15 protein-coding genes are annotated in these 20,710 nt (G+C 46.8%); 4 read left to right on the top strand and 11 right to left on the bottom strand.

Annotated features, from left to right (window positions below; translation table 11 throughout):
* Nucleotides 1-42 precede the first annotated feature (42 nt).
* From PIL01S_RS08375 to PIL01S_RS08340, 8 genes are all read right to left on the bottom strand, one after another.
* Nucleotides 43-3,876 (bottom strand): polysaccharide lyase family 8 super-sandwich domain-containing protein, encoded by a 3,834-nt coding sequence (locus PIL01S_RS08375; RefSeq protein ID WP_164764187.1) that lies wholly within the window; start codon nt 3,874-3,876, stop codon nt 43-45.
* Between the two features lie 152 nt (nt 3,877-4,028).
* Nucleotides 4,029-5,198 carry a glycoside hydrolase family 88 protein gene (locus tag PIL01S_RS08370; RefSeq protein WP_246058126.1) on the bottom strand — a complete coding sequence of 390 codons (1,170 nt, stop codon included), beginning with the start codon at nt 5,196-5,198 and terminating at the stop codon, nt 4,029-4,031.
* 5 nt (nt 5,199-5,203) lie between these two features.
* The gene (locus PIL01S_RS08365; RefSeq protein WP_127537119.1) at nt 5,204-6,037 is read right to left on the bottom strand and encodes a carbohydrate ABC transporter permease; all 834 of its coding nucleotides are present in this window, start codon (nt 6,035-6,037) and stop codon (nt 5,204-5,206) included.
* A complete protein-coding gene (locus tag PIL01S_RS08360; protein WP_246058125.1) occupies nt 6,022-6,972 on the bottom strand; it encodes a carbohydrate ABC transporter permease in 951 nt (316 codons plus the stop codon). Before PIL01S_RS08360 ends, PIL01S_RS08365 begins: the two co-directional genes overlap by 16 nt.
* 23 nt (nt 6,973-6,995) lie before the next feature.
* On the bottom strand, nt 6,996-8,279 hold the full coding sequence (locus PIL01S_RS08355; protein ID WP_127537118.1) for an ABC transporter substrate-binding protein: 1,284 nt from the start codon (nt 8,277-8,279) through the stop codon (nt 6,996-6,998).
* Between the two features lie 232 nt (nt 8,280-8,511).
* On the bottom strand, nt 8,512-9,990 hold the full coding sequence (locus PIL01S_RS08350) for a helix-turn-helix domain-containing protein (RefSeq protein ID WP_127537117.1): 1,479 nt from the start codon (nt 9,988-9,990) through the stop codon (nt 8,512-8,514).
* A 35-nt stretch (nt 9,991-10,025) separates the two neighbouring features.
* Nucleotides 10,026-11,786, bottom strand: a complete 1,761-nt coding sequence (locus PIL01S_RS08345; protein ID WP_127537116.1) for a sensor histidine kinase — start codon at nt 11,784-11,786, stop codon at nt 10,026-10,028.
* Between the two features lie 285 nt (nt 11,787-12,071).
* A complete protein-coding gene (locus tag PIL01S_RS08340) occupies nt 12,072-12,959 on the bottom strand; it encodes a LysR family transcriptional regulator (RefSeq protein WP_127537115.1) in 888 nt (295 codons plus the stop codon).
* A 115-nt stretch (nt 12,960-13,074) separates the two neighbouring features.
* Here PIL01S_RS08340 and PIL01S_RS08335 point away from each other — a divergent pair, with 115 nt between their 5' ends.
* Nucleotides 13,075-14,463, top strand: coding sequence for an MFS transporter (locus PIL01S_RS08335; protein ID WP_127537114.1), 1,389 nt, complete (start codon nt 13,075-13,077; stop codon nt 14,461-14,463).
* Between the two features lie 198 nt (nt 14,464-14,661).
* Here the strand turns inward: PIL01S_RS08335 and PIL01S_RS08330 are convergent, their stop codons facing one another.
* A complete protein-coding gene (locus PIL01S_RS08330) occupies nt 14,662-15,006 on the bottom strand; it encodes a hypothetical protein (RefSeq protein ID WP_127537113.1) in 345 nt (114 codons plus the stop codon).
* 676 nt (nt 15,007-15,682) lie between these two features.
* Nucleotides 15,683-16,309, bottom strand: a complete 627-nt coding sequence (locus tag PIL01S_RS08325; protein ID WP_127537112.1) for a TetR/AcrR family transcriptional regulator — start codon at nt 16,307-16,309, stop codon at nt 15,683-15,685.
* Between the two features lie 121 nt (nt 16,310-16,430).
* On the opposite strand from PIL01S_RS08325, the gene PIL01S_RS08320 reads away from it, so the two are divergent.
* From PIL01S_RS08320 to PIL01S_RS08310, 3 genes are all read left to right on the top strand, one after another.
* A complete protein-coding gene (locus tag PIL01S_RS08320; RefSeq protein WP_127537111.1) occupies nt 16,431-17,999 on the top strand; it encodes an FAD-dependent monooxygenase in 1,569 nt (522 codons plus the stop codon).
* A gap of 91 nt (nt 18,000-18,090) precedes the next feature.
* Nucleotides 18,091-19,035, top strand: coding sequence for an ABC transporter ATP-binding protein (locus PIL01S_RS08315; protein ID WP_127537110.1), 945 nt, complete (start codon nt 18,091-18,093; stop codon nt 19,033-19,035).
* A complete protein-coding gene (locus tag PIL01S_RS08310) occupies nt 19,010-19,717 on the top strand; it encodes an ABC transporter permease (RefSeq protein ID WP_127537109.1) in 708 nt (235 codons plus the stop codon). The genes PIL01S_RS08315 and PIL01S_RS08310 overlap by 26 nt, the downstream gene beginning before the upstream one ends.
* A gap of 479 nt (nt 19,718-20,196) precedes the next feature.
* Here the strand turns inward: PIL01S_RS08310 and PIL01S_RS08305 are convergent, their stop codons facing one another.
* A complete protein-coding gene (locus tag PIL01S_RS08305) occupies nt 20,197-20,637 on the bottom strand; it encodes a MarR family winged helix-turn-helix transcriptional regulator (RefSeq protein ID WP_127537108.1) in 441 nt (146 codons plus the stop codon).
* Between the last annotated feature and the right edge of the window lie 73 nt (nt 20,638-20,710).

Below are 20,710 nucleotides of genomic sequence, written 5' to 3'. Positions count from 1 at the left end.
TAAGCCAATCTCCACTCCTGTTCCACAAGACAATCGGCTTTGTCATGGTTCCAATTGGGTTTGCAGTGTAATCAGCAATGTCTGTCCAAGGGTATCTCGCATATTAATCTTCAGCTTCACCGTGGGTGATAATTGCAAGACCTCGATCCGATCGTCTTTACCCAGTATGCCCGCTGCATCTGCATCCAGTTCCAGTTCAATGTAACCCTGATTCTCCAGCGTAGGATCAGACACCGCAAGCTCAATCGTATCCGCCTCCGGATTGTTTCTAATCATGACAGAGGCTTGCTTATTCGAAGTAACACCACCTGCCGAAGTCAGAGTATCCGTCCAGAAATTATACCCGGCAACGTCAAGCGTATTCTCTCGGACCGCCTGAACCGTTTGTGAATTGGCAAGAATGGTGACATCCGGGGAATCGGCGTATTCTTTGGTTTCCTGCTTGCTTGCATTTGGCAAAATCATATATTCATACTTGCTGTCAGCAGGATTATCCCCATGATCAATCCACATGGTCAGGAAATAATTCTGTAGCAGGTCGGTAGGTGATGTTGCAGAAGGAGGGTTGCTGAGATTAACGTCGGACCATCTTCCCTCTTGAATTTGTCTGGTTAATTTGATGGACGAATGATCCGGGAAGATATAACCAATGTTCGAATCTGTCACATTACCCTCCAGATAAGCCCATGATGGCCTCTCTATCTCTTCATTTTCGATGATCCCATTCAGGGCTTCGCCATCCAGGAAGAAACTGTTGGAGTTGTCTTCCTTCAGCTTCCGCTGCTCAATGACGCTTTCTACAGGAAGGTTATCTGTGCTTGCAATGCCAGCACCTAGCGCAACAATTTCATTGTCAAAAGCAAACCAGGATTTCCGTGCCTTCATTTGTGTGCCGCTCTGAATCAGTTCCATGCCTGTAACGCCGAAACTATCCAACGTTGTACCGCCTGCCCAGGAATTAAGCGGGACGGTCTCACCATCCCCGTTTTGATAATTGCTGGAATTCCTTGTGCGCGAGACAACTGTTGTGCCCGGCAGCCGGTTCCAGTTCACCGTTGCCCAGAAGCTGCCTGTATACTGGGACAAATCCTGGTTGTAGAGATACGTCATCCCGTCACCAGTATACCAGCCTTTAGGATTCTCTCCGTTGGTAAGCTCATAGGTGGCAATGCGCTTTGAACTTTTACTGACTCCGAACAGAAAGTCCTCTCCCCAATGTACACTGCGAGCCATACCATTCAACTCATAGTGTGCCTGAACCTCGCTAGCAGGAACTATCGCAGGATCTTCCACCCAATGCCTGATCGTATCTGCCAAATCGAGCGGAAATTGATAGTAGGTTACCCCCCGGCTCAGCTGATATTCTACATGATATTTCACCAAGCTCTTTAATTTAAGTGAAAGTTCGGCAGGAGAGGTCAGTGCAATTCGTGCGATACCTACCAGAATATTTCTGCCGGAGTAATAAGCATCTCCTGCCGGCCTGACGATTGCGCGTCCTCTCGTCATATCGATAGCCTGCCCTTTATATAGAATAGGAGCAAATCCTTCGTCGATCCACCGATAGACATTATTCATCTCGGGAACAACCGGCTCCCAGGTGCTTCCGTTCAGCAGAAACAGCAGGTTCCCCATCCCCTGTATCAGAACCTCCCCATAACTTCCCGTGTAGGCTATCGTGCTGTGCTGCACATACGAGCCGTCTTCATAGAATCCGTCGCCTGCTGCTGTGTACTGAAATAGCTCACTCATCCCATTCCTGGCCTGAATTAGCCGGTCATAGTTATGTTCGACAAGCCCCATGCGGACTTGAATCAGCATAATATCGGAGCGGTTGGCACCTGTCTGTGTAAAAGAGGCGGCGGTGATGTCCCCGATATAATGATCGATGCTGGCCGTATTCCTCAGAATTTGTTCCGGTGTCAAATCGTCATACATCAGGATCAGAATATCGGCCAAACGATTGGGAACGCCGATATCCCAGTTCCACCAGTTGCCGAATTCGGTGCCCGTGTCCGTATACAACTCATCCAGCATCCAGTCCATGGCTTGCAACAGGTCGTCCTTTAGCCCGGAATTATGGTATAGAGAGGTTCCTTTAGTCTGATAGGCTAATGCCATTGTCTTCAATCGGGTATAGTGGTTGTTGATAAAAGTAGAATCACTGGCGGAAGCGGGCAGGTCATTCCAGAGCGTTGTGCCTCCCGATGCGAGTTGCATGCTCTCCCAGTATTGTTGAGCTGCAGACGCATTGGCTTCAATAATGGCTTGCACCGCTGCGTCATTGACATCCAGAGAATCTTTGCCGATCAGAGTCTCCTTCCAGCGCAGCCTGATTTCATCATATTCCTCGGGATTTTCCGGCTGGGGAGCAACCACCTCAAGCGTAACCGAATCCGCTACTCCGTTAACCGTACTTGCGGACACCGTAGCCGTACCGACGGCAAGTGCCTGTATTGTGCCATCTGCAGTCACACTTACGATTTCAGGGTGATCGGAAACCCAGCTTAGCTCAGAGTCCGTTGCATTCGCCGGCTCTACATTCGCAGTGAGTTGGAGGCTGTCGTATTTGGAAATTTGTGAGGGTGGATGGGTAATGGTAACAGAGGTGACAGGAATATATGGAGTAACAACAACGGTAACCTCTGCGAAGATCGTCGAATCAGCTTGTGATACTGCTGAAATCACCGTAGAGCCGACCGATATTCCGGTAATTTCTCCAACGGCATTTATGGTGGCAACAGCAGGGTTGTTGGAACTCCAGTCCAATGCCTGATTCGTCGTATTCTGGGGATTAAATACAGGCTTCAGTACTTGCGTGCTTGTTACCGCCAGATTAACTTCATCCGGCAATATGATGCCCAGCGGAAGCACCGGTTTGGTCACTGTCACTTGAACCGCAAGCGAATAATTGCCTTCATAAGTGCTTACATTCACTGTAGTGCTGCCTTCTTTGAGCGCATAAACCGTACCATTAGTCACCGTAGCCACGTCAGGGTCATCCGTACTCCAAAGTAAGCGCTGGTCGGAAGCATCTTGCGGCAAAAGCGTAACCGCTATATTGGTGCTGGCGCTCTCCGGCAGCTCAAACATTGCCACTGAACTACGGATTCCCGTAAGTGGTACGTAATTCGCCAGTTTCAGGTCATCGACCATCCACTCTGCCTGCAGCCCGCTTTGAAAATACTGATGTAGGTATATATGTCTAATATTCAGCCAGACGGAAGGCAGCGAGGCTTCCCCTAAATACTGGTCATTCAGGAAATAGGATATGGAGCGGGCTGAGTTGTCTATGAACATTTTTATGTTGTACCATGAATTCTTCTCGTAGTGGGCCAGGAGCTGATTACTGGCATCCCGTATTTCTCCTGCAGTATTGAAGGTAAGGGCGGAAACATTGGTAGTGCTTGTAGCGGGGTAAGGGGCGTTCAGGCTTCTGAACTGAATCTCCCTGCGATGCGTAGTACTGTTCATATAAACTGATGCTTCAAAAACCAGCTTTCCGGCGATGCCAGTATTGCCAGCTACCGTTCCGCCCAGATTATTTCTTCCGGTACTCACGTTTTTGGTATTAGAGACGATTTTGAGACTGTAATCCTCACGCTGGGGAGCGTTTTCTATAGTTACATAATCTGTTTCTGCCGAAGAATTATAGATGCCCCAACCACCGCCGACCGAGCCACTGTATGTGGAGCCGTTATAGAGCTTCGTATTCTTGGCATTTCCGCTTTCATCATAGTTAACATTTACGTATACGGTGCCGGCAGCGAACGCCGGCGGCAAGGCTACAGCGGGAATGATGAGCGACAGAACCAGCAGCATAATGATAAGACGGAAGAAAAACGCCTTAATGAATGGCTGATTATACACTTGCATACCAACCCCTCCCAAATTTTTGATTTTGCAGCAAACGCCTATAAACATGCGAACGAAATTCTAGCCGCTTCAAAAAATCAGGAAGAATGAACTCTCGGGTAAATCGCAGGCAGCAGGCGACTTAACCACCTGCCCGGGAACTACTCCACTGTTCAAATATGGTAAGGTTCACTCTTATCCCGCTCATACCAATACCCAGGAATCTGCTTTTCCAGGCGCAGTAGCGCTTCAAGATAATAATAGTCCCCCCAGATCATATAACCATCCAACCCATAGTTGCCCCTGACATGATATGATCCATGATCGATAAGGCCTTCGTTTTCCTGCGACATGTCCATTGAGGACTTGGCTAGTGCCGTCATGGTCAGCATGACTGCATCCTCTAGTCGCTGTCTGAGCGGATCAGCTGGTTCCAGATGCTCCAGTAGTTCCAGTATGCCGCAAGCAGCAATGGCGGAAGCCGAGCTGTCTCGATTGGTGGAGCCCGTCACGGGAACATTAAAGTCCCAATAGACGATGCCGTCAGCCGGTATTCGTTCTATGAAATAAACAGCAAGGCGCTTCGACGTTTCCAGAAAACCTATGTTTCCCGTGTAGCGATAAGATAGAGCAAAACCATAGATGCCCCACGCCTGTCCTCGCGTCCAGGTAGACCCGTCACTGTAGCCTTGATGTGTTCCCCCTCTAAGCGAATTTCCACTTTGGTCAAAATAAAAGGTGTGATAGGACGAGTCATCTCCCCGCACAAGAAACTTCCTTGACAACTCAGCCTGTAGGACGGCAACCTCCGCATAGCGAGAATTGCCGGTTGCGTTGGAAGCCCAATACAGCAGCGGGAGATTCATTAAACAGTCGATGATGATACGCCCTCCATTTTCGGGGTCATCTTCCGGCCCCCAAGCCTGAATGAGCCCAGATTCCTCTCTCCAACGTCCCAGTAGATGGTCAGCAGCGCGCAGTGCAAGCAGCTTGTGCCGCTCGTCCTCCTCAACGATCCAGCCCGCGAGTGCGGATAAGCCATATAAGAAGCCAATGTCATGATGTTCTAGAGCATGTTTGGCCTGGAGCCTGCGATGAAAGCTATCAATCTGGGTATTAGCCTGCAAGCGCAGATATTCGTCACCGCTGTACTCGTAACATAGCCAGACTATCCCAGTCCAGAAGCCTTCGATCCAGTCCTCGTTATCACCCCATTCATAACACTTGTCATTGGAAATATGGGGGAACTTCTGGTTGTGCAGGGACAAATTGTGTTTCGTTTTGAGGACTGCATATTCGATGGCCTCTTGCCATTTAACGTTCTTTACTAGCGTTTTCTTCACAGTTTTCATCCTTTCACTGAACCGGCAGTAATGCCCGTGATAAAGTATCTCTGGAAGAACAGAAATACAGTGACTACTGGAATAAGTGACAGTACGGTACCGGCCATAATCAATTGGGTCTGCGATGTAAACTCTCCGTTCAGACTGGCCAAGCCGAGCGGTAATGTCTTAAGGCTGTCGCTGGTAAGATAAATAAGTGGAGCCTGAAAATCATTCCACACCCAGGAGAAAGCGAAGATTCCAAGTGTCGCTAACGCCGGCTTGGCCAGCGGCATGATGATCCTCGCAAAAATGCCAAATTCGTTGCAGCCGTCGATCCGCGCCGCTTCAGAGAGTTCCTTCGAGATTCCTGACAAGAACTGGCGCATTAGGAACACGCCATAGGGACTAAAGATTTCAAGCAGGATTAGTGCCCAATGGCTGTCGACAAGGCCTAGCTTCTTAATGACGAAATACTGCGGAATCATGATGACCTGATAAGGGATCATAAAGGCTGCAAAATACATGATGAACAATCGGTTCTTCCCGGGGAAATCCAATCTGGCAAATGCGTACCCCGCCAGAGAACAGGTGATCAGCTGCCCCAAAGTAACCAGGATAGAGACCTTCAGAGAGTTGAAATAGTATAACGGAAATGGAATACTGGTCCATACCTCGACGTAATTTTCGAAGTGAAATACCTGCGGAATCCACTGGATCGGATACTGGAACACTTCCTCCTGCAACTTAAAGGAGGTAGACAACATCCACAGAAAAGGTATGATCATGACCAGGGATATTAAGAGCATGAACAGATGCGCCAGAGATTTCGGCACTGCTCGACCTAGTAGTTGACCCATCGTTTCTCCCCCTTGAATTGAACATATGTAATCGCCAGAACGATCAGGAACAGCACGATGGCCTCAGCCGAAGCGTAACCAAATGCGGAATTGCGGAAGGATTGAACGAAGATATCATAGACGAGCAGCTTCGTGGAGCGGCCCGGACCACCACCGGTCATGACATACACAAGATCAAATGACTTGAACAGATTAATAATGCAGGTAATGATGACAAAGAACGTTACTGGAGATAACATAGGCAGTGTAATATTGCGGAAGCGTTGTAGGATATTGGCGCCGTCAATGTTGGCTGCCTCGTACAGCTCTTTGGAAATTCCCTGCAATCCTGCCAGGAAGAGCAGCATATAGTAGCCGGCCATCTTCCAGGCGGAGACAAGGATGATGCTGAGCAAAGCCCAGTTCGAGCTGACCAGCCATCCGGGGGGGTGCTCCATAAATTTGCTGAGGAACATGTTCAGCGGTCCGAGCGTTGGATTGAAAATGGCCTGCCAGACCACCGCTACTGCGATAAACGATGCAATATGGGGGAAGAAGAATGCCGCTCTGTAGAGTGACATCCCTTTCATTTTCCGGTTAACAAGCAAAGCCAGTGATAGAGATGCAATGATAACGAGGAGGCAGGAGCCAAAGGTGTAGAGCAGCGTATTCTGTAAAGCAATTCGGAAGTTTTCGTCCCGCACAAGTCTGAAATAATTATCCAGCCCGTTCCATTTCACCGGATTATACCCGTCCCATTCTGTGAAGCCAAGCCCGAACGCCATCACACTCGGAATAGCAATAAATAGCAAGAACCCTAGCAGATTTGGGAGCAGAAAGAGATAGGCTGTTCTCGCTTGCGGATGCATCATCCGTTGCCACAATGACGGTTTTTTGCTTTTTTCCAGCAGGCTGGTTCCCTGTGCCCCCAGTGCGCTTTTATTCAAAGAAGACATTTCATCACTTCCCACCTCTTGATCTATTGAATCTCTTGGTCTCTTCTCTTCTTGATGTTCTCGATTGCTTCCTCAGGTGTTAGCTCGCCCAGAAGGGCTAATTCTCCTTCTTCTGTGGCGATCGTATTCATCTGGGTAATTCCCTTGCGCAATTCCCGTTCCGGGACAGATGTAATATTGAAGATGGCATCCATGTTCACCGCATCATTGGTAAAGGTTGCTTTGTACTGATCCTTGACACTATCGGCTGCGGAAGCTGGTGTCTGATATTTGGCCACGATCTTCTGCCCTTCTTCACTGGAGATGAAGCTGATCCACTTCTTGGCTTCCTCGGGATGCTTGGAATCCGAGTTCACGGCATGAACAACCACGGCAGTCATTGTTGTGCCCTTCTGCACTCCCGGCGGATGAGGAACATACGTCATCCCCCAGTTAAAGCTCAGCTTATTGTCCTTCTGATCCTGTTCCAGCATGCCAGGGAACCATGTTCCCGTAACAACCATTGCATATTTCCCAGTCAGAAAAGCCGTTCTGTAATGTGCATTGGTTGCCTTGTTCTCGGCTACGGAAGGCTGTGCTCCGCTTTCCGACAGCTCTTTGCGCAGCTTAAGTCCTTCCACATAAGGAGTTAAGTTGTCGCTGTAGAGCGAGCTGCCGAGCTGCTGCCCATAGGAGTACCAGGTCTGTGGCCAGTCTGGCATGAAGGAGCCGTAAATTTTGTCTTGCCCGCTTCCGCTCGTCATCTGCTTGGCCAGTTCAACGTATTGCTCCCAAGTCAGATCGTCGCCGGGATATGCAACCCCTGCTTGATCAAAAAGATCTTTATTGTAGTAGAGCGCCCAGCCGTCCGAGCGGAAAGGCAAGCCGTATAGGCTATCGTTTATTTTCAGATCGTTAAAGAAGGAATGAACACCCGAAAGCTCTGTGTTGTCAGCAGTTGCAAGATCATCGAGTGCCAGCGCGCGCCCCGACGAGGCCAGCTTGTAATATTCATCCAGACTTTTAAAAGCAAAAGCATCAACCTCACCACCGCCTGTCAGCGTAACGGTTAAACGTTCACTGTAAGTATTCGCATCACTTTTGGTAAAATCAATGGTGATGCCCGGGTTTTTCGCTTCGAACGCCTGAGCCAGTTCATCATACATCCGCTCTGAGGCGCTGTCGTTCCATAGCATGAACTTGATGGCAACTGCCTGCTCAGAAGCTGATGTATTCCCTGCTGTGTCATCCGTTTTGCTTGATCCGCATCCGGCCAGCAGCACTGCACTGGCCATAATTCCAATCAAAGGTTTTAACCAATTTCTCATGTATTCCCCTCCACGTTTGAATGTGTGAGCATTTCTTACTTGATGTAACTATAATAGAGTTCTAGGCTTTTGTCTTTGCACAAAACCCAGTACAATTGTTGAGTTATTCACATTTGTGATAGCGCTTCCCGTAACATTTATGTTATTAAACACTTCATATACATAACATACAGGCATAAAAAAAAGGGGTGTATCCCCTTGGCTAGTCGAATATTCAGTTATGTATTCTGTTTTACAGATACCCGCGGTATTCTGAGGGCGTTTTTCCTGTCATTTTTTTGAATACCCGTGAGAAATGACTGAGATTATGCAGACCTACCTGCTCTGCAATCTCCTGTATGCTTCCCTCCCTGCGCCTGAGCAGCTCTTTAGCCTTTTCCACCCGAAGGCTGGCCACGAAGGACATTGGCGTCTCTCCAGTCTGTTCCTTAAACAGCGTGGAGAAATAATTTGGATTCAGATGAGCAGCACCGGCCAAGCGGCCAAGTGTTAGCTTCTCTGCATAATGCTCCTGCACATAGCGGATCGCCGATTCCACATCTATGGTCACCGAACGTTCATTGTCCTGCATCACGGTCCTTAAAGCAGTTGACATACGCTCCATGAATTGTCTGGCGGTCGTACAGGAATGGGCAAGACTGATGGCTTCCCCCCAAGCTGCAATATGCTCACTTTGAAAATATCTGCCGGGAATATTCCGCGTGAGCAGCATCGTTAGCGCCTGAACCAGCCGCTTCGGATGAACGCTGCGCCGCTCGGCGTCCTGCATCAGCTGATCTAAACAATCCATGATGGCATTCGCATTGCCGCCCGCCAGCAAGGCAATCAGATTCTCCTCCTGTTCAGCCTTAAGTACCGGGACGGAGATTTGATAAATACGCTTGTTTCCATACTCCACCATATGGTTCCAGCCCGTATAGAATAAGTCCGCCTGCAATTCCTCGGCTTCGCGGTAAGCCTTCTCCCACTCGCTCGGTCCGGCCACTCTGGAGCTGATCAGTATACCCGTATCTTCATAGCGCTCCAGCAGCAGGCGCGGCACTTCTGTCTCGTCCTCTAGAATAAGATGCAGCCGCTGCTCCGTGTCAACGAACAATCGCCTCTCCGCAATGACGCCCGGATAGGGAAACCCCTCCAACCAAGCATAAATATCCGTCTGCCCCCATATTTCTCGGTCCATCAGCATAATAATCCATCTCCAGCCAGCGCAATCCCGCGCACTTGGCCTGAACTGTTTCAGCCATGCGGATGGAGACTGCAGCTCAAGTATACGGACTTCAGGCTGTGGTGCTTCCAGTAGTCCGGAACCGCCACGTTGCTCGGAAAGCTGCCCGTAAAAGGTATCATACAGCCGCTCCAGACAGTGTTCGATCTCGCCGGATGATAGATTCAGCTTGTCCAGATATTCGAACACCCCGTAGCGTATACCCTGCCTAGCGAGCTCGAAATCGGTATGGCTGCTTAGTATACAAATTAGCACTGTCGGTGATATCTTGCGGATACTGGCGATCAGTTCTAGCCCGTCCATTCCCGGCATGCGGATATCCGTAATGACAACATCCGGCTGCAGCCGAATGAACATTTCGAGCGCATCTTTTCCATTGCCCGCCTGGCCCGCAATTTCAAAGCCATATTGCTCCCAGGGTACTGTTCTAAGCAACGCCTCTCTAATTAGCCACTCATCTTCGACCAGCATCGTTCGAATGGACATGTTGTCGCCTCCTTATGAACACAGCATTTTTTATCTTATTGTCGCTTCGGTATCGTTATCTCCACCTGGGCGCCGGATCCTGGAGAGCTTTCGAATTGCAAGGTTCCTGCTCCACCGAAATACAGGGCAATGCGTTGCTGAATATTGGACAACCCAATGCCAGAATATGTTTGCATCTGCTCTATATCCTCCACTTCTAAGGTCGATTCGAGTGGACGACTGGCTGTACCGGCCCCGTTGTCGGAAACGGTGATGGTGAAGGTGTCGGATATATCATAAGCCTGAATCCAGATATGAATGGCTGCCTCACCGTACATACCATGATAGATACTGTTTTCCACCAGCGGCTGCAAAGTAAAGCGGGGGATATACTGCCCAAGCAGTGCGTCTGGTACATCAATCAGGACATGAATGCGGTCCGGGTAGCGAATCCGCATAATGGTCAGATAATGCTGCAGTGCATCCAGATCCTCTTCAACAGTCACGAGGGGGTTCTCTGGATATATTTTTGATGATAGAAAGTATCCCAGAGCATGGACGACCTCACGGATCTGCTCCATCTGTCCGTGTAACGCCAACCCACTGATCACCGCCAGGGTATTCTTAATCATATGGGGCTGAATTTGTGATAGCAGCGTTTGTAACTCTAGTTCTAGCTTCTGTCGCTGCTCCATTTCCATGCGCTCATGCAATTCCTTCAAATCGGAGGTCATGCTCAGGAATGAACGCTGGAGCAGGTCAAGCTCAGGGTCGGTGCGAATAAGCGGAAGATGCGTCCATTCCCCGGACCCGATCCTTCTCATGACGCGGACCATCTGCTTAATCGGCCGCAGGATTCTACCGGTGAACAAGTGTCCAAGTAGGATGGATAGTAATGCGCAGAGTCCGATGACCACCAGCAGGATGTTGCGGATTTGTGCCAGCTCGGACAGTAAATTCTGGTAGGGAATTTCCTTGACGACGACCCAATCATTCAGGAGTTTGGCAGATATATAGAGAGAATTGTTCATGCTTTCCCCCTGATTCAATACGGTGGCGACTTTATCGTAATCTGCTGCGACAGCTTCTTGGAGGATTGCATCGGGCACGGTTGCATCCGAGTCAGAATACACCCGCGAACCATCCGGTTTCGCGATGATAAACTGGTTATTTGAAGCCAGATCGTCTACCAGGGCCGCCACCGAACTCGAAATCAGTATTTTCCCCCACTCTGCACCGGATTCTGCATCCGTATATCCGGCCTCATAAGTGAGCATAGGCTCTGGCGCGCTTGACGGATCGAACGCCAGATGTGGAGCTACCCATACGAACCGTCCGCCGCTTCCGGCTTTCAGCACTTTTTTGAACTCCGCCTTGCTGTCCAGATAATCGGCTAGCCTACTGCCGTCAGCACCCCAACTCGTGAACACTTTACGGTTATAGCCGTAAATGATGATGGAGGGCGTTTTGTCGAATTTGGAAAAGACCAGTTTGCTCATCAATTGATTGAACATATCCCATTCCTTGATGTACCGCCTCAGATCGTCTGGTGAAGATTCCGGATCAAGCATCTGGCGGACGCTTTCCTCCTGCCCAAACGATCCAGCGAGCATTTGGTACATGGACAGCTCACTGTCTACCGAGGCAACTGTCTGTTCGAGTAAACGAGACTGGATTTCCATAGCTTGGTGAATGATTGTACGTCTGGAGGCGTCATATCCAGCCCAGCCGATAACAATCATGGGAAACACACCGAAGAACAGCAAGATCACGATGAATTTGGATCGCAGCGTCCATCTGGTGATTTTTGTGCTCACAACCTTCCACCCCCTGTAAGACCAAGGAATTTTTCCCGCCAAGCCGTAATGTTGGAGTAAATAAATTTAAGTATGTGTCAAATGAGCTTGGACTTCAAGAAAAAAAGGAAGGAAAAGGATCAGCAATGAATGAATGCATGCATGTAGTGATCTTGGGACAAGAACTTGTACCGATACAATAAAAAAAGCCGCTAAATAGCGACTTCAATGGGACCATATCCTTGTCCCTCAACATTTTTCTTTTCTACCTCGCGGAATAAACGGATGGTATTAGATGTCGGATAATTAAATTGTCTGTTTGGATATCGTCCTGAAATATTCTATAACTACCTCACGGAATTCGTGAGCCGCTCGTGAAATGTACCGACTCCTCTGCCATAACAAAGCGATCTCCCGTACCAATTCATGATTTTCTACTTTGAGATATTTGATATGTGCCTCAGAATACCTTGCCGTACTTGGTATAAAGGCTATGCCAATCCCAGCTTCCACTAGAGAACTTAGCCTTGCAGGTTCATCACCTTCATACACATATGTAGGTATAAATCCAGCCGATTTGCATATAGAATCCACCAGATCGCGAGTACCGTAGCCTCTTTTTACACCAACAAAACATTCATCCCTTAGCTCAGTCAAAGATATGTTGTTTCGGTCAGCAAGCCGATGCCCTTTGGGAACAGCTACAAGAATCGGGTCGACAAACATGATTTGACATTCGATGTCTTCCCCTCGTATAGGAGGTGAGGACAAGCAAAAATCAACCTCTCCTCTATGAAGAAGCGTAACCATTTCCTGCGTGGTGAGCATTTGCACATGAAATTGGATATCGGGTCGCTTGTTCCGAAACTCTCGAAGGATCTGAGGCAATGTGCTTGCGGTGGTCACCGCCAATTCGAGTGTGCCATGTTCTGGGCTGGACAAATCGCTAATCTCCTGCTCCCCCTGTTCCAATTCAAACAATGCCCTTTCTGCACGGAGATAGAATCTGCTACCAAACTCATTCAATCGCAGTTTCCTCCCTACTCGATCGAATAACGGGACTCCCAAATCCTCCTCCAAGCGCCCAATCGTTTTGCTTAGTGATGATTGAGTGACATGCAGACTTCGTGCTGCTTCGGTCATATGTTCCAAACGAGCTACCTCGAGAAAATATTTCAGTTGAAGAAGTTCCATTTTACACCCTCCACTCATTCCTTTGAGTCAATGAAATCATAACATGAAATGCATTGGAATAAATAAATGTTTTCAAGTACGATGATGACACTAATATACAGAGTGGAGGATTGAAATGAGTATTCGCAGTAGGTGGTTGATGATTTCCGTTGGACTAGGGATTCTATTGAACCCTTTGAATTCTTCAATGGTTTCAGTTGCTATTCCAAGGCTGCAAAATGTGTTCCATCTCGACTTTACAGTGGTATCCTGGATTATTTTTTCGTTCTACATTGCGAGTGCTATCGCTCAACCGATCATGGGAAAAGCCAGCGATTTATTCGGTAGGAGGAGGATATTTCTTAGCGGACTTGTTGTATCCTTCACTGCATCATTATTAGCTCCACTATCCCCAAACTTTGGATGGCTCATCGTGTTCCGCATTGTGCAATCCATCGGAACAAGCATGATGGTTGCGGTTGGAATGGCCATTGTGCGAATTCATATTACGGAGAAACAAGCAACTGCACTGTCAGTGTTGTCCATATTTCTGTCCGGAGCGGCAGCGATTGGCCCCTTTATTGGCGGGGTCATCATTCACTGGTGGGGCTGGCCTGCTATCTTTTTGGTTAATATTCCTTTCGTGGTAACAAGCTTTTTATTAGCTTGGAGGCATATTCCTGAGGATGATCCGTCTACCACATCCGTTGCTCGCAACATGTCCTTTCGCAAATGGTTTGATTTGATTGATGCATCAGGAGTTCTGCTATTCACCGTGGGTCTCGTTGCTCTGCTCGTTGGATTATTGTCCGCAAAATCATCTGGTCAGATTTCATTTAACAACGTTATTGTCGGGCTTATTGGCTTCGTTGGACTGGGAGCTTTCGTGCGACATGAGTTAAAAGCGAAGGCACCCTTTATTCCTTTACGCACATTCGCTAAATATCCTGCAATGACTTGGATCAACGTCGAATTCATGGTCGTTAACTTGCTTTTTTACTCTCTCTTTTTTGGGCTTCCGTCCTACTTGCAAATCGTACGTCAAGTCAGCGAGTTTCATACAGGGATGCTCATGCTAAGCTTAGGCTTGTGTTCGCTCATTGCTTCTCCAATAGCAGGACGCTGGATCGATAAATCAGGACCCGGGCCAGCATTGCTTATGTCCGGAATGCTGATGACATTGGGGTCCGTGTTGATCGTGACACTGGATCAGACTTCACCGGTTATCAGTGTGTGTCTTGCTTTAGCTGCATTCGGTATTAGCAACGGGTTGAACAGTGTCGCTATGCAAGCGGCCTTATTCAAAAGTTCACCAAAAGAAATTATTGGTGTAGCATCTGGAATATTCAATACTTCAAGATACCTGGGAACCATTCTCTCTTCTTTGCTGATTAGCATTGTAATGGGAGATAACTTCAGCTTCGAAGGATTTCGAATACTTGGAATGATCCTCACGTTAATTGCATTGTCATTGGTATTCATACATTGGCGGCACAAGGAGACAGGGCAGTTGCATGAGTCCTAGTTATCTGACAGATGTAAATTATCCTTCGTCTCAAGAGAAAGCGGCAGCTGATTATGAAAATCGGCTACCGTAATATCTTGTTGAATTAACGTTTCTCGTTGGTATAATGACGGCAGCGGCAGGGTAGTCTTATCATCTGTTCATTAGCGATATTTGACGGACCAACTTATTGTCTTTATTGAAAAGAGAAACTTCATTCTAAGAGAGCCATTGTATTTTTCCGAGATGTTGAGCATAAGCCCATTCGTTTGGACGATCCCAAAATGCCTCTATACGAAGAACTTCTTGATCTGATTTATCAATGACAATTAAGTATCCAATTACAAAAGTTACTTCATGCACAATATATAAACCTGCTTTTAATCTTCTGTCAGGACTTGAAATTAGTTTTCTCCAAAACCATTCGTTTCTCATATCTCCTTCAATTACCTTTAAGAACGCCTGCTCGAAAGAATCTGAATCCCATCCCTTTTCAGGAATGACCTTATCAAGCCCTTTTCTTAACAAATCAAATGTCACTTGTTTCTTTTGTTGATCATTCATCAAGAAGAATGAATCAACAGGAAATTGTATTTGCGTTTCGCAAACTCCTCCAGAGGTAACTACTCTAGGATCAGTAACTTCAGATACACAACTAATTAAGACCTTCCATGCATCATTCGTTTTATATTTTCCAAAATAACGTTCGTAAAGAGAAGCAATGGTAAGGAATATCTAAGTCGAATTCTTTTAAAGTAGGCAACTTGTGAAACTCCTTTCCTAGTCAACTTAAACTAAATCATATGACGAACTTATTTACTCATCCTATTCTTAAGTTCTAAAAAATAGGCGGTTCTTATGATCGACCGGCTCCTATACGACATTGAAGTAAAGTTCTCCTGTTAGTTGAATGAATTGAAGGGCAAGATACGATTAGATATACGCCTAACTGGCAATGGGACCATGTTCTAGTCTCTCGATATCCGCTGTATATTCTTCAATGGAGATTTTTCAATACCACGACGATATTACAACAAAAAACCGTTAATATTAAACTTAACGGTTTTAAAAAATTCGATATGTTTTCATATGAATCAACTATTTTTTTGAGATTTCAGTCGATGTAATTTATTTGCTTATTGATAACTATACTTGTGAGCTATTTTTGGGAACGATTGATATCTCATCTCAATGATTTTCTTTAAGAGAGGAACACTGATCTCCTCACTTCTCTTCCCTGCTATTTTCCATAAGCGCAAAGAAAGACGCGTACGCCTTCTGTGATGATACGTTTGGTTTGCTCCTCCTCCAAATCGCTTGCTTTTATCGGTTGATCAAATACCAACAAAAACGTTAAGGCAGCAAAGTGCTTTGTAGCCATTACAGGATCTGGCACAGCGAGCAGTCCGGCTTGTCCAAACTCGGTAAACCTCCTGATAATCCCCTCTTCCGTTGCGTTATCCAGCTTTTCCAAAAACGAGCCTGGCAGGTTGGCGGCTTCCATAGTAACCAGACGCATCAAAGCGCTGTAATCGGACGAACCGTTCGCAGAAGCTACGAATTGTTCGCAGAATAAGATAAGCGCCTGCTCTAGATCCTCAAATTCCCAGAGGTAGTCTGATATCCCTTGCTTGATCATGTCCAGAACCGCCTCACTGGTTTCTTCCACAACAGCAAGCAGCAAGTTCTGTTTGTCGCCATAATAATCATAAACGGTCCGTTTGGAAACTCCCGCTTTAGCTGCAATTGCATCGACGCTGGAACGATCAAACCCATCTGAAAGAAACAGGTCTCGTGCTGCCGCAATAATTTTGGCTCGTTTGTCTGAAGAGCCTTTGCGGATTTTTTTGTTTTCCGTATTATCCATCCTTATGTTTCCCCCCTATAGGTATACTATCAAAAATGAGTTCCACTTTACAAACTACACTGCACGGTGTAGTATAATCAATGCAACATATGAATATCAATGATCAAGGAGGAATTTATCCATGAAAACCGCGCAGTCTTATGTTGATGTTCTCATTGTCGGGGCCGGCCCAACAGGGCTTACACTTGCCTGCGACCTTGCCCGTCGAAACGTCGACCATCGTATTATTGAACGAAGCGCCTTATATAACGTAGCGTCTCGCGCCAAAGCAATCCAGCCCCGCTCGCTTGAGGTTGTTGATGATTTGGAGGCCGTTAATTACATTATGGACACAGGTGTTGTGGATTTGCCTGTTCGTTACTATACCGCAGATGGCAGGAGTGTCGACAAGCCTGCTATTACCGTTGCAGCCAGCGCCGAACTGGAGACACCCTATCGTGATCCGGTCTGGATTGCTCAGTATGATGTGGAAAAAGCATTGCGCGACCGCTATGCGGCGCTTGGCGGTCAAGTCGAGTTGGGCGTGGAAGCTGTAGGGCTTGAACAGGATTTGGATGGTGTGACGGTAACCTTGAATACACCGCAAGGAGAAGAGCAAATTCGCGCTCGTTATGTCGTCGGCGCTGACGGGGGGAAAAGCAATATCCGCAAGTTTATTCACTTACCGCTGGTTGGGAAAACACACGATCAGGAGCGATGGTATCTTGGCGATGTACGATTGGAAGGGTTGGACCGCGATCATATTCATATCTGGACATCTTCGGAGGGGATGGTCGGGGTGACACCACTGCCGAAATCCGATATTTGGCAGCTGCAGGCTACAATTCCGGCAGACATCGAAGAACCAGAGCAGCCGTCACTCGAGGCGTATCAAGCCATGTTTGAGCGTCGGGCCGGGACAGGACTTGTTCAGCTCACGGATGCTTCCTGGCTTTCCATCTACCGGGTCAATGTCCGTATGGTTGAATGTTACCGTAACGGCCGGGTCTTCCTTGCAGGCGATGCTGCTCACGTTCATTCGCCGGCCGGCGGTCAAGGCATGAATACGGGGATGCAAGACGCGTACAACCTCGGCTGGAAGCTGGCGGCTGTCTTACGCGGAGCAGACACCGAACTGCTCGACACATACGATGAGGAGCGCCGCCCAGTGGCTCAAGCCGTGCTTGAGGACAGCACGAAGAAGATGCAAGGGGTCATAGGAACGGCGACTGAAGGCGGAGGGTTGTCCCAATCGTTGAGCACCATATCCGACGATCTGACAAGTGGGCTTCTCATTTCCTATCGGTCAAGTTCTCTTACCCGCCCGTCTGCTCGCAGGAATGTTACCCGTTCATTGGCCGGGGACCGTGCTCCTAATGCCGAGGGTCTGCAAGGTATAGGATTTACAGGAAGTGTATTTGACTTATTGCGCGGCCCACACTGGACTCTGTTGGCTTTTGTAAACCGCACAGATCATCTTTCTTTGAAAAACTTCGCCTACGACGAACTCCATGTGCATTGCATCCTTCCATCGCATGTGGAAAAAGTGGAAGGTATAACGGATACCGGAGGGAATGCCTATCGGATTTACGATATAAAAAGTAATGAACTCGTATTGATTCGTCCTGACGGTTACATCGCACTGCGGGCCTACATTCATGATACCGCATCGATTTCGAATTACTTGAATTCCATTTATCGCGCAAATTGATTTGGTCAAGGCCAGTGGAATTCTTTTCAACATCTCATATGGCTATCGGCTCTTTTATTCTTTTAATTTAGGTTATGGAAGGACTGTTACTATGGAAGATATTATTCGAACCGTTAACTTGACCAAGCAGTACGGGAATAAAGTCATTGTAGATCGCGTTTCGATTTCCGTTAAGAAAGGAGAAATCTATGGATTCCTGGGGTTGAACGGTGCAGGGAAAACGACAACCATCCGAGCTCTTCTCGGAATGAGTAAGCCTTCTTCCGGAGAAGTGTATTTGTTTGGTCAGCGCTGGGCGAATGGGAATCCTGATTTGTCAAGACGAGTAGGTTATATGGTGGAAGTTCCTTATGCCTACCCTACCTTTACGGTTAGGGAAAACTTGAGTTTAATGGCCAAATTGCGAGGATTATCGGTTCCGAGGGCAGTTAACGAAATTATGGAGCAATTGAATTTGACCCAATATACGGATAGTAAGGCAAGAGATTTGTCACTTGGTAACGCGCAGAAACTTGGATTGGCCAAAGCGTTAATTCATAAGCCTGACGTCCTGATTCTTGATGAGCCAACCAATGCGCTTGATCCAGCCGGAATTGTCGAGATAAGGGAGCTGCTGAAAGCTCTAGCTTCTCAACAAGGGGTTACCGTGTTTATATCGAGCCATATCCTTGAGGAAATATCCAAAATGGCTTCTCGAATCGGCATTATTCACAAAGGCGTATTGCTTGAAGAACTGACAACAAAAGACTTTGAAACTATCCGCCGAAAGCAGTTGATAATCGGGACAAAAGATGATCGAAAGGCTCAAGCTATTCTTACAGAGTCCGGGTATGCGGTACATTCGACTTCGAACGGCTTTGCGCTACCAGACGATCATGCCGTTAAACATCCCGAACATATTGCGAGATTGCTTGCTCATCATGAAGTACCGCTTACCATGCTTAACATTGAAGAAGAGAATTTGGAGCATTATTTTCTCAATGTAATCGGAGCCGAGGAGGAAAAACGGATTGAGACCATTGTTGACAGCCTGTAGTGTTGAAGTTTACAAATTGCGTCGTTCCTATGTTTTATGGGGCACGCTTCTGTTTATATTGTTTGTCACCACATTGTTCTTAGGACAGCCCAATTGGCGTTCATTTTTTGAACGGACTGCATTTTTGTATGCATCTGTGTTTGGGCTGCTGGGGTTTGGATTGGTAACAAGTTGGACATTTGGCCGAGAGTATTCCGATCGAACGCTCAAAGATTTGCTCGTTTTGCCTGTATCACGTGGTAAAATCGCGATTGCCAAATATGTCGCAATTATATTCTGGTGTTTAGTAATGATGTTGATCAGCTTTGCTTATGCCTTAATACTTGGTTTTGCAATCAGACTTCCTGGCTTTTCGTTTGCAATTGTTCAACATTATTTGTTCTTAATACTTATAATTGGTGCTCTCCACCTATTATTAAGTGCTCCTCTTGCCCTATTGGCTTGTATATCACGCGGTTATCTGGTACCGATCGGCTTTGCATTTACAACTTTAATGTTGGCATTAGTGTTCGGCCCAACCGCCCTTGGAGCTTATCTGCCATGGTCTGTACCTGCTTTGCATTTGCAGGAAAGCGGAGTATCTTTATTTCCCTTGTTGGGTACCAGTTATTTACTTGTTTTCTTAGTCGGACTCCTAGGTCTCTTTGGAACGGTTAAATGGTTACAAAACAGGGAGCAGTGATGATTTTACAAGGAAGACTTCTGCGTAAAATCCATTTGGAAGAAGATGATGCACGCACAAAGTAACTTGTAATTCTTTGTCAATCAAAAACAATTCTTCGACAAATTCCTTGTGGCGTCTCCAAGTATAACCGAGGCGCATCGGTTCCCCGAAATAACCCATCAGCATGCTCTAATAGGCATATTCAACCCTATAGCTATATGTCGAAAAAACCTTATTTCTGGAATAAAAAAAATCTTTATTCAAGCGAAGTCTTATATTCATGTACTTTTATCTAGTTAAATGATATCCAGCGTGACACTAATTAGGTAATTATCTAATCCGTATAAAACCAAGTTCTTGCTCATTTCGGCAAAATAGTACACGGTTCTTGTCCCCAGCTAGGGACAAGAACTTGGTTCCTTAAAACAAAAAAAGCCGCTATCATAGCGACTTGGAATGAACAATGTTCTTGTCTCGCGACAAAAATCTCGTATAACTTAACAATGGTTGATACCTGATATATTCCTCTCCATTTGTTGCATTAGATTTCTTAATATCAGACGTTCTTCCTCAGGTATGGAGTAAAGCAATTTTTCTTGTTGCTCCCTCCACTTTTTATCAACTGGTTTTTCTAACTCTTTTCCTTTTTCTGTCAGATAAATACGCATGACTCGCGCATCTTGTACATCACGTTTACGATATATAAATCCGTTATGCTCCAGTGATTTAACCATGTTTGTTACTGTTGGAGGCTCGCATTTTAAGTGTTCACATAGCTGCATCTGTGTTACTCCGTCACCCATCCACAGACGATACAGCAAATTATCTTGCCCTACATAAAGATTAAGTTCCCTCAATGATTCACTATAATTTCGACGCATTTGGGAGGAAATCCGATCTAAAGACTGGCGAATGTCACAGTCTACTGCATCTGTCATGTAGTATCCCTCCCTTGATGCTAATTAATATTTAGTAAACTAAATGTATCACGACGTTATTTTAGGAGTCAAT

Source organism: Paenibacillus illinoisensis NBRC 15959 (assembly GCF_004000925.1).
Lineage (GTDB): Bacteria > Bacillota > Bacilli > Paenibacillales > Paenibacillaceae > Paenibacillus > Paenibacillus illinoisensis.
This window is presented reverse-complemented; position numbering and strand designations above follow the sequence as displayed.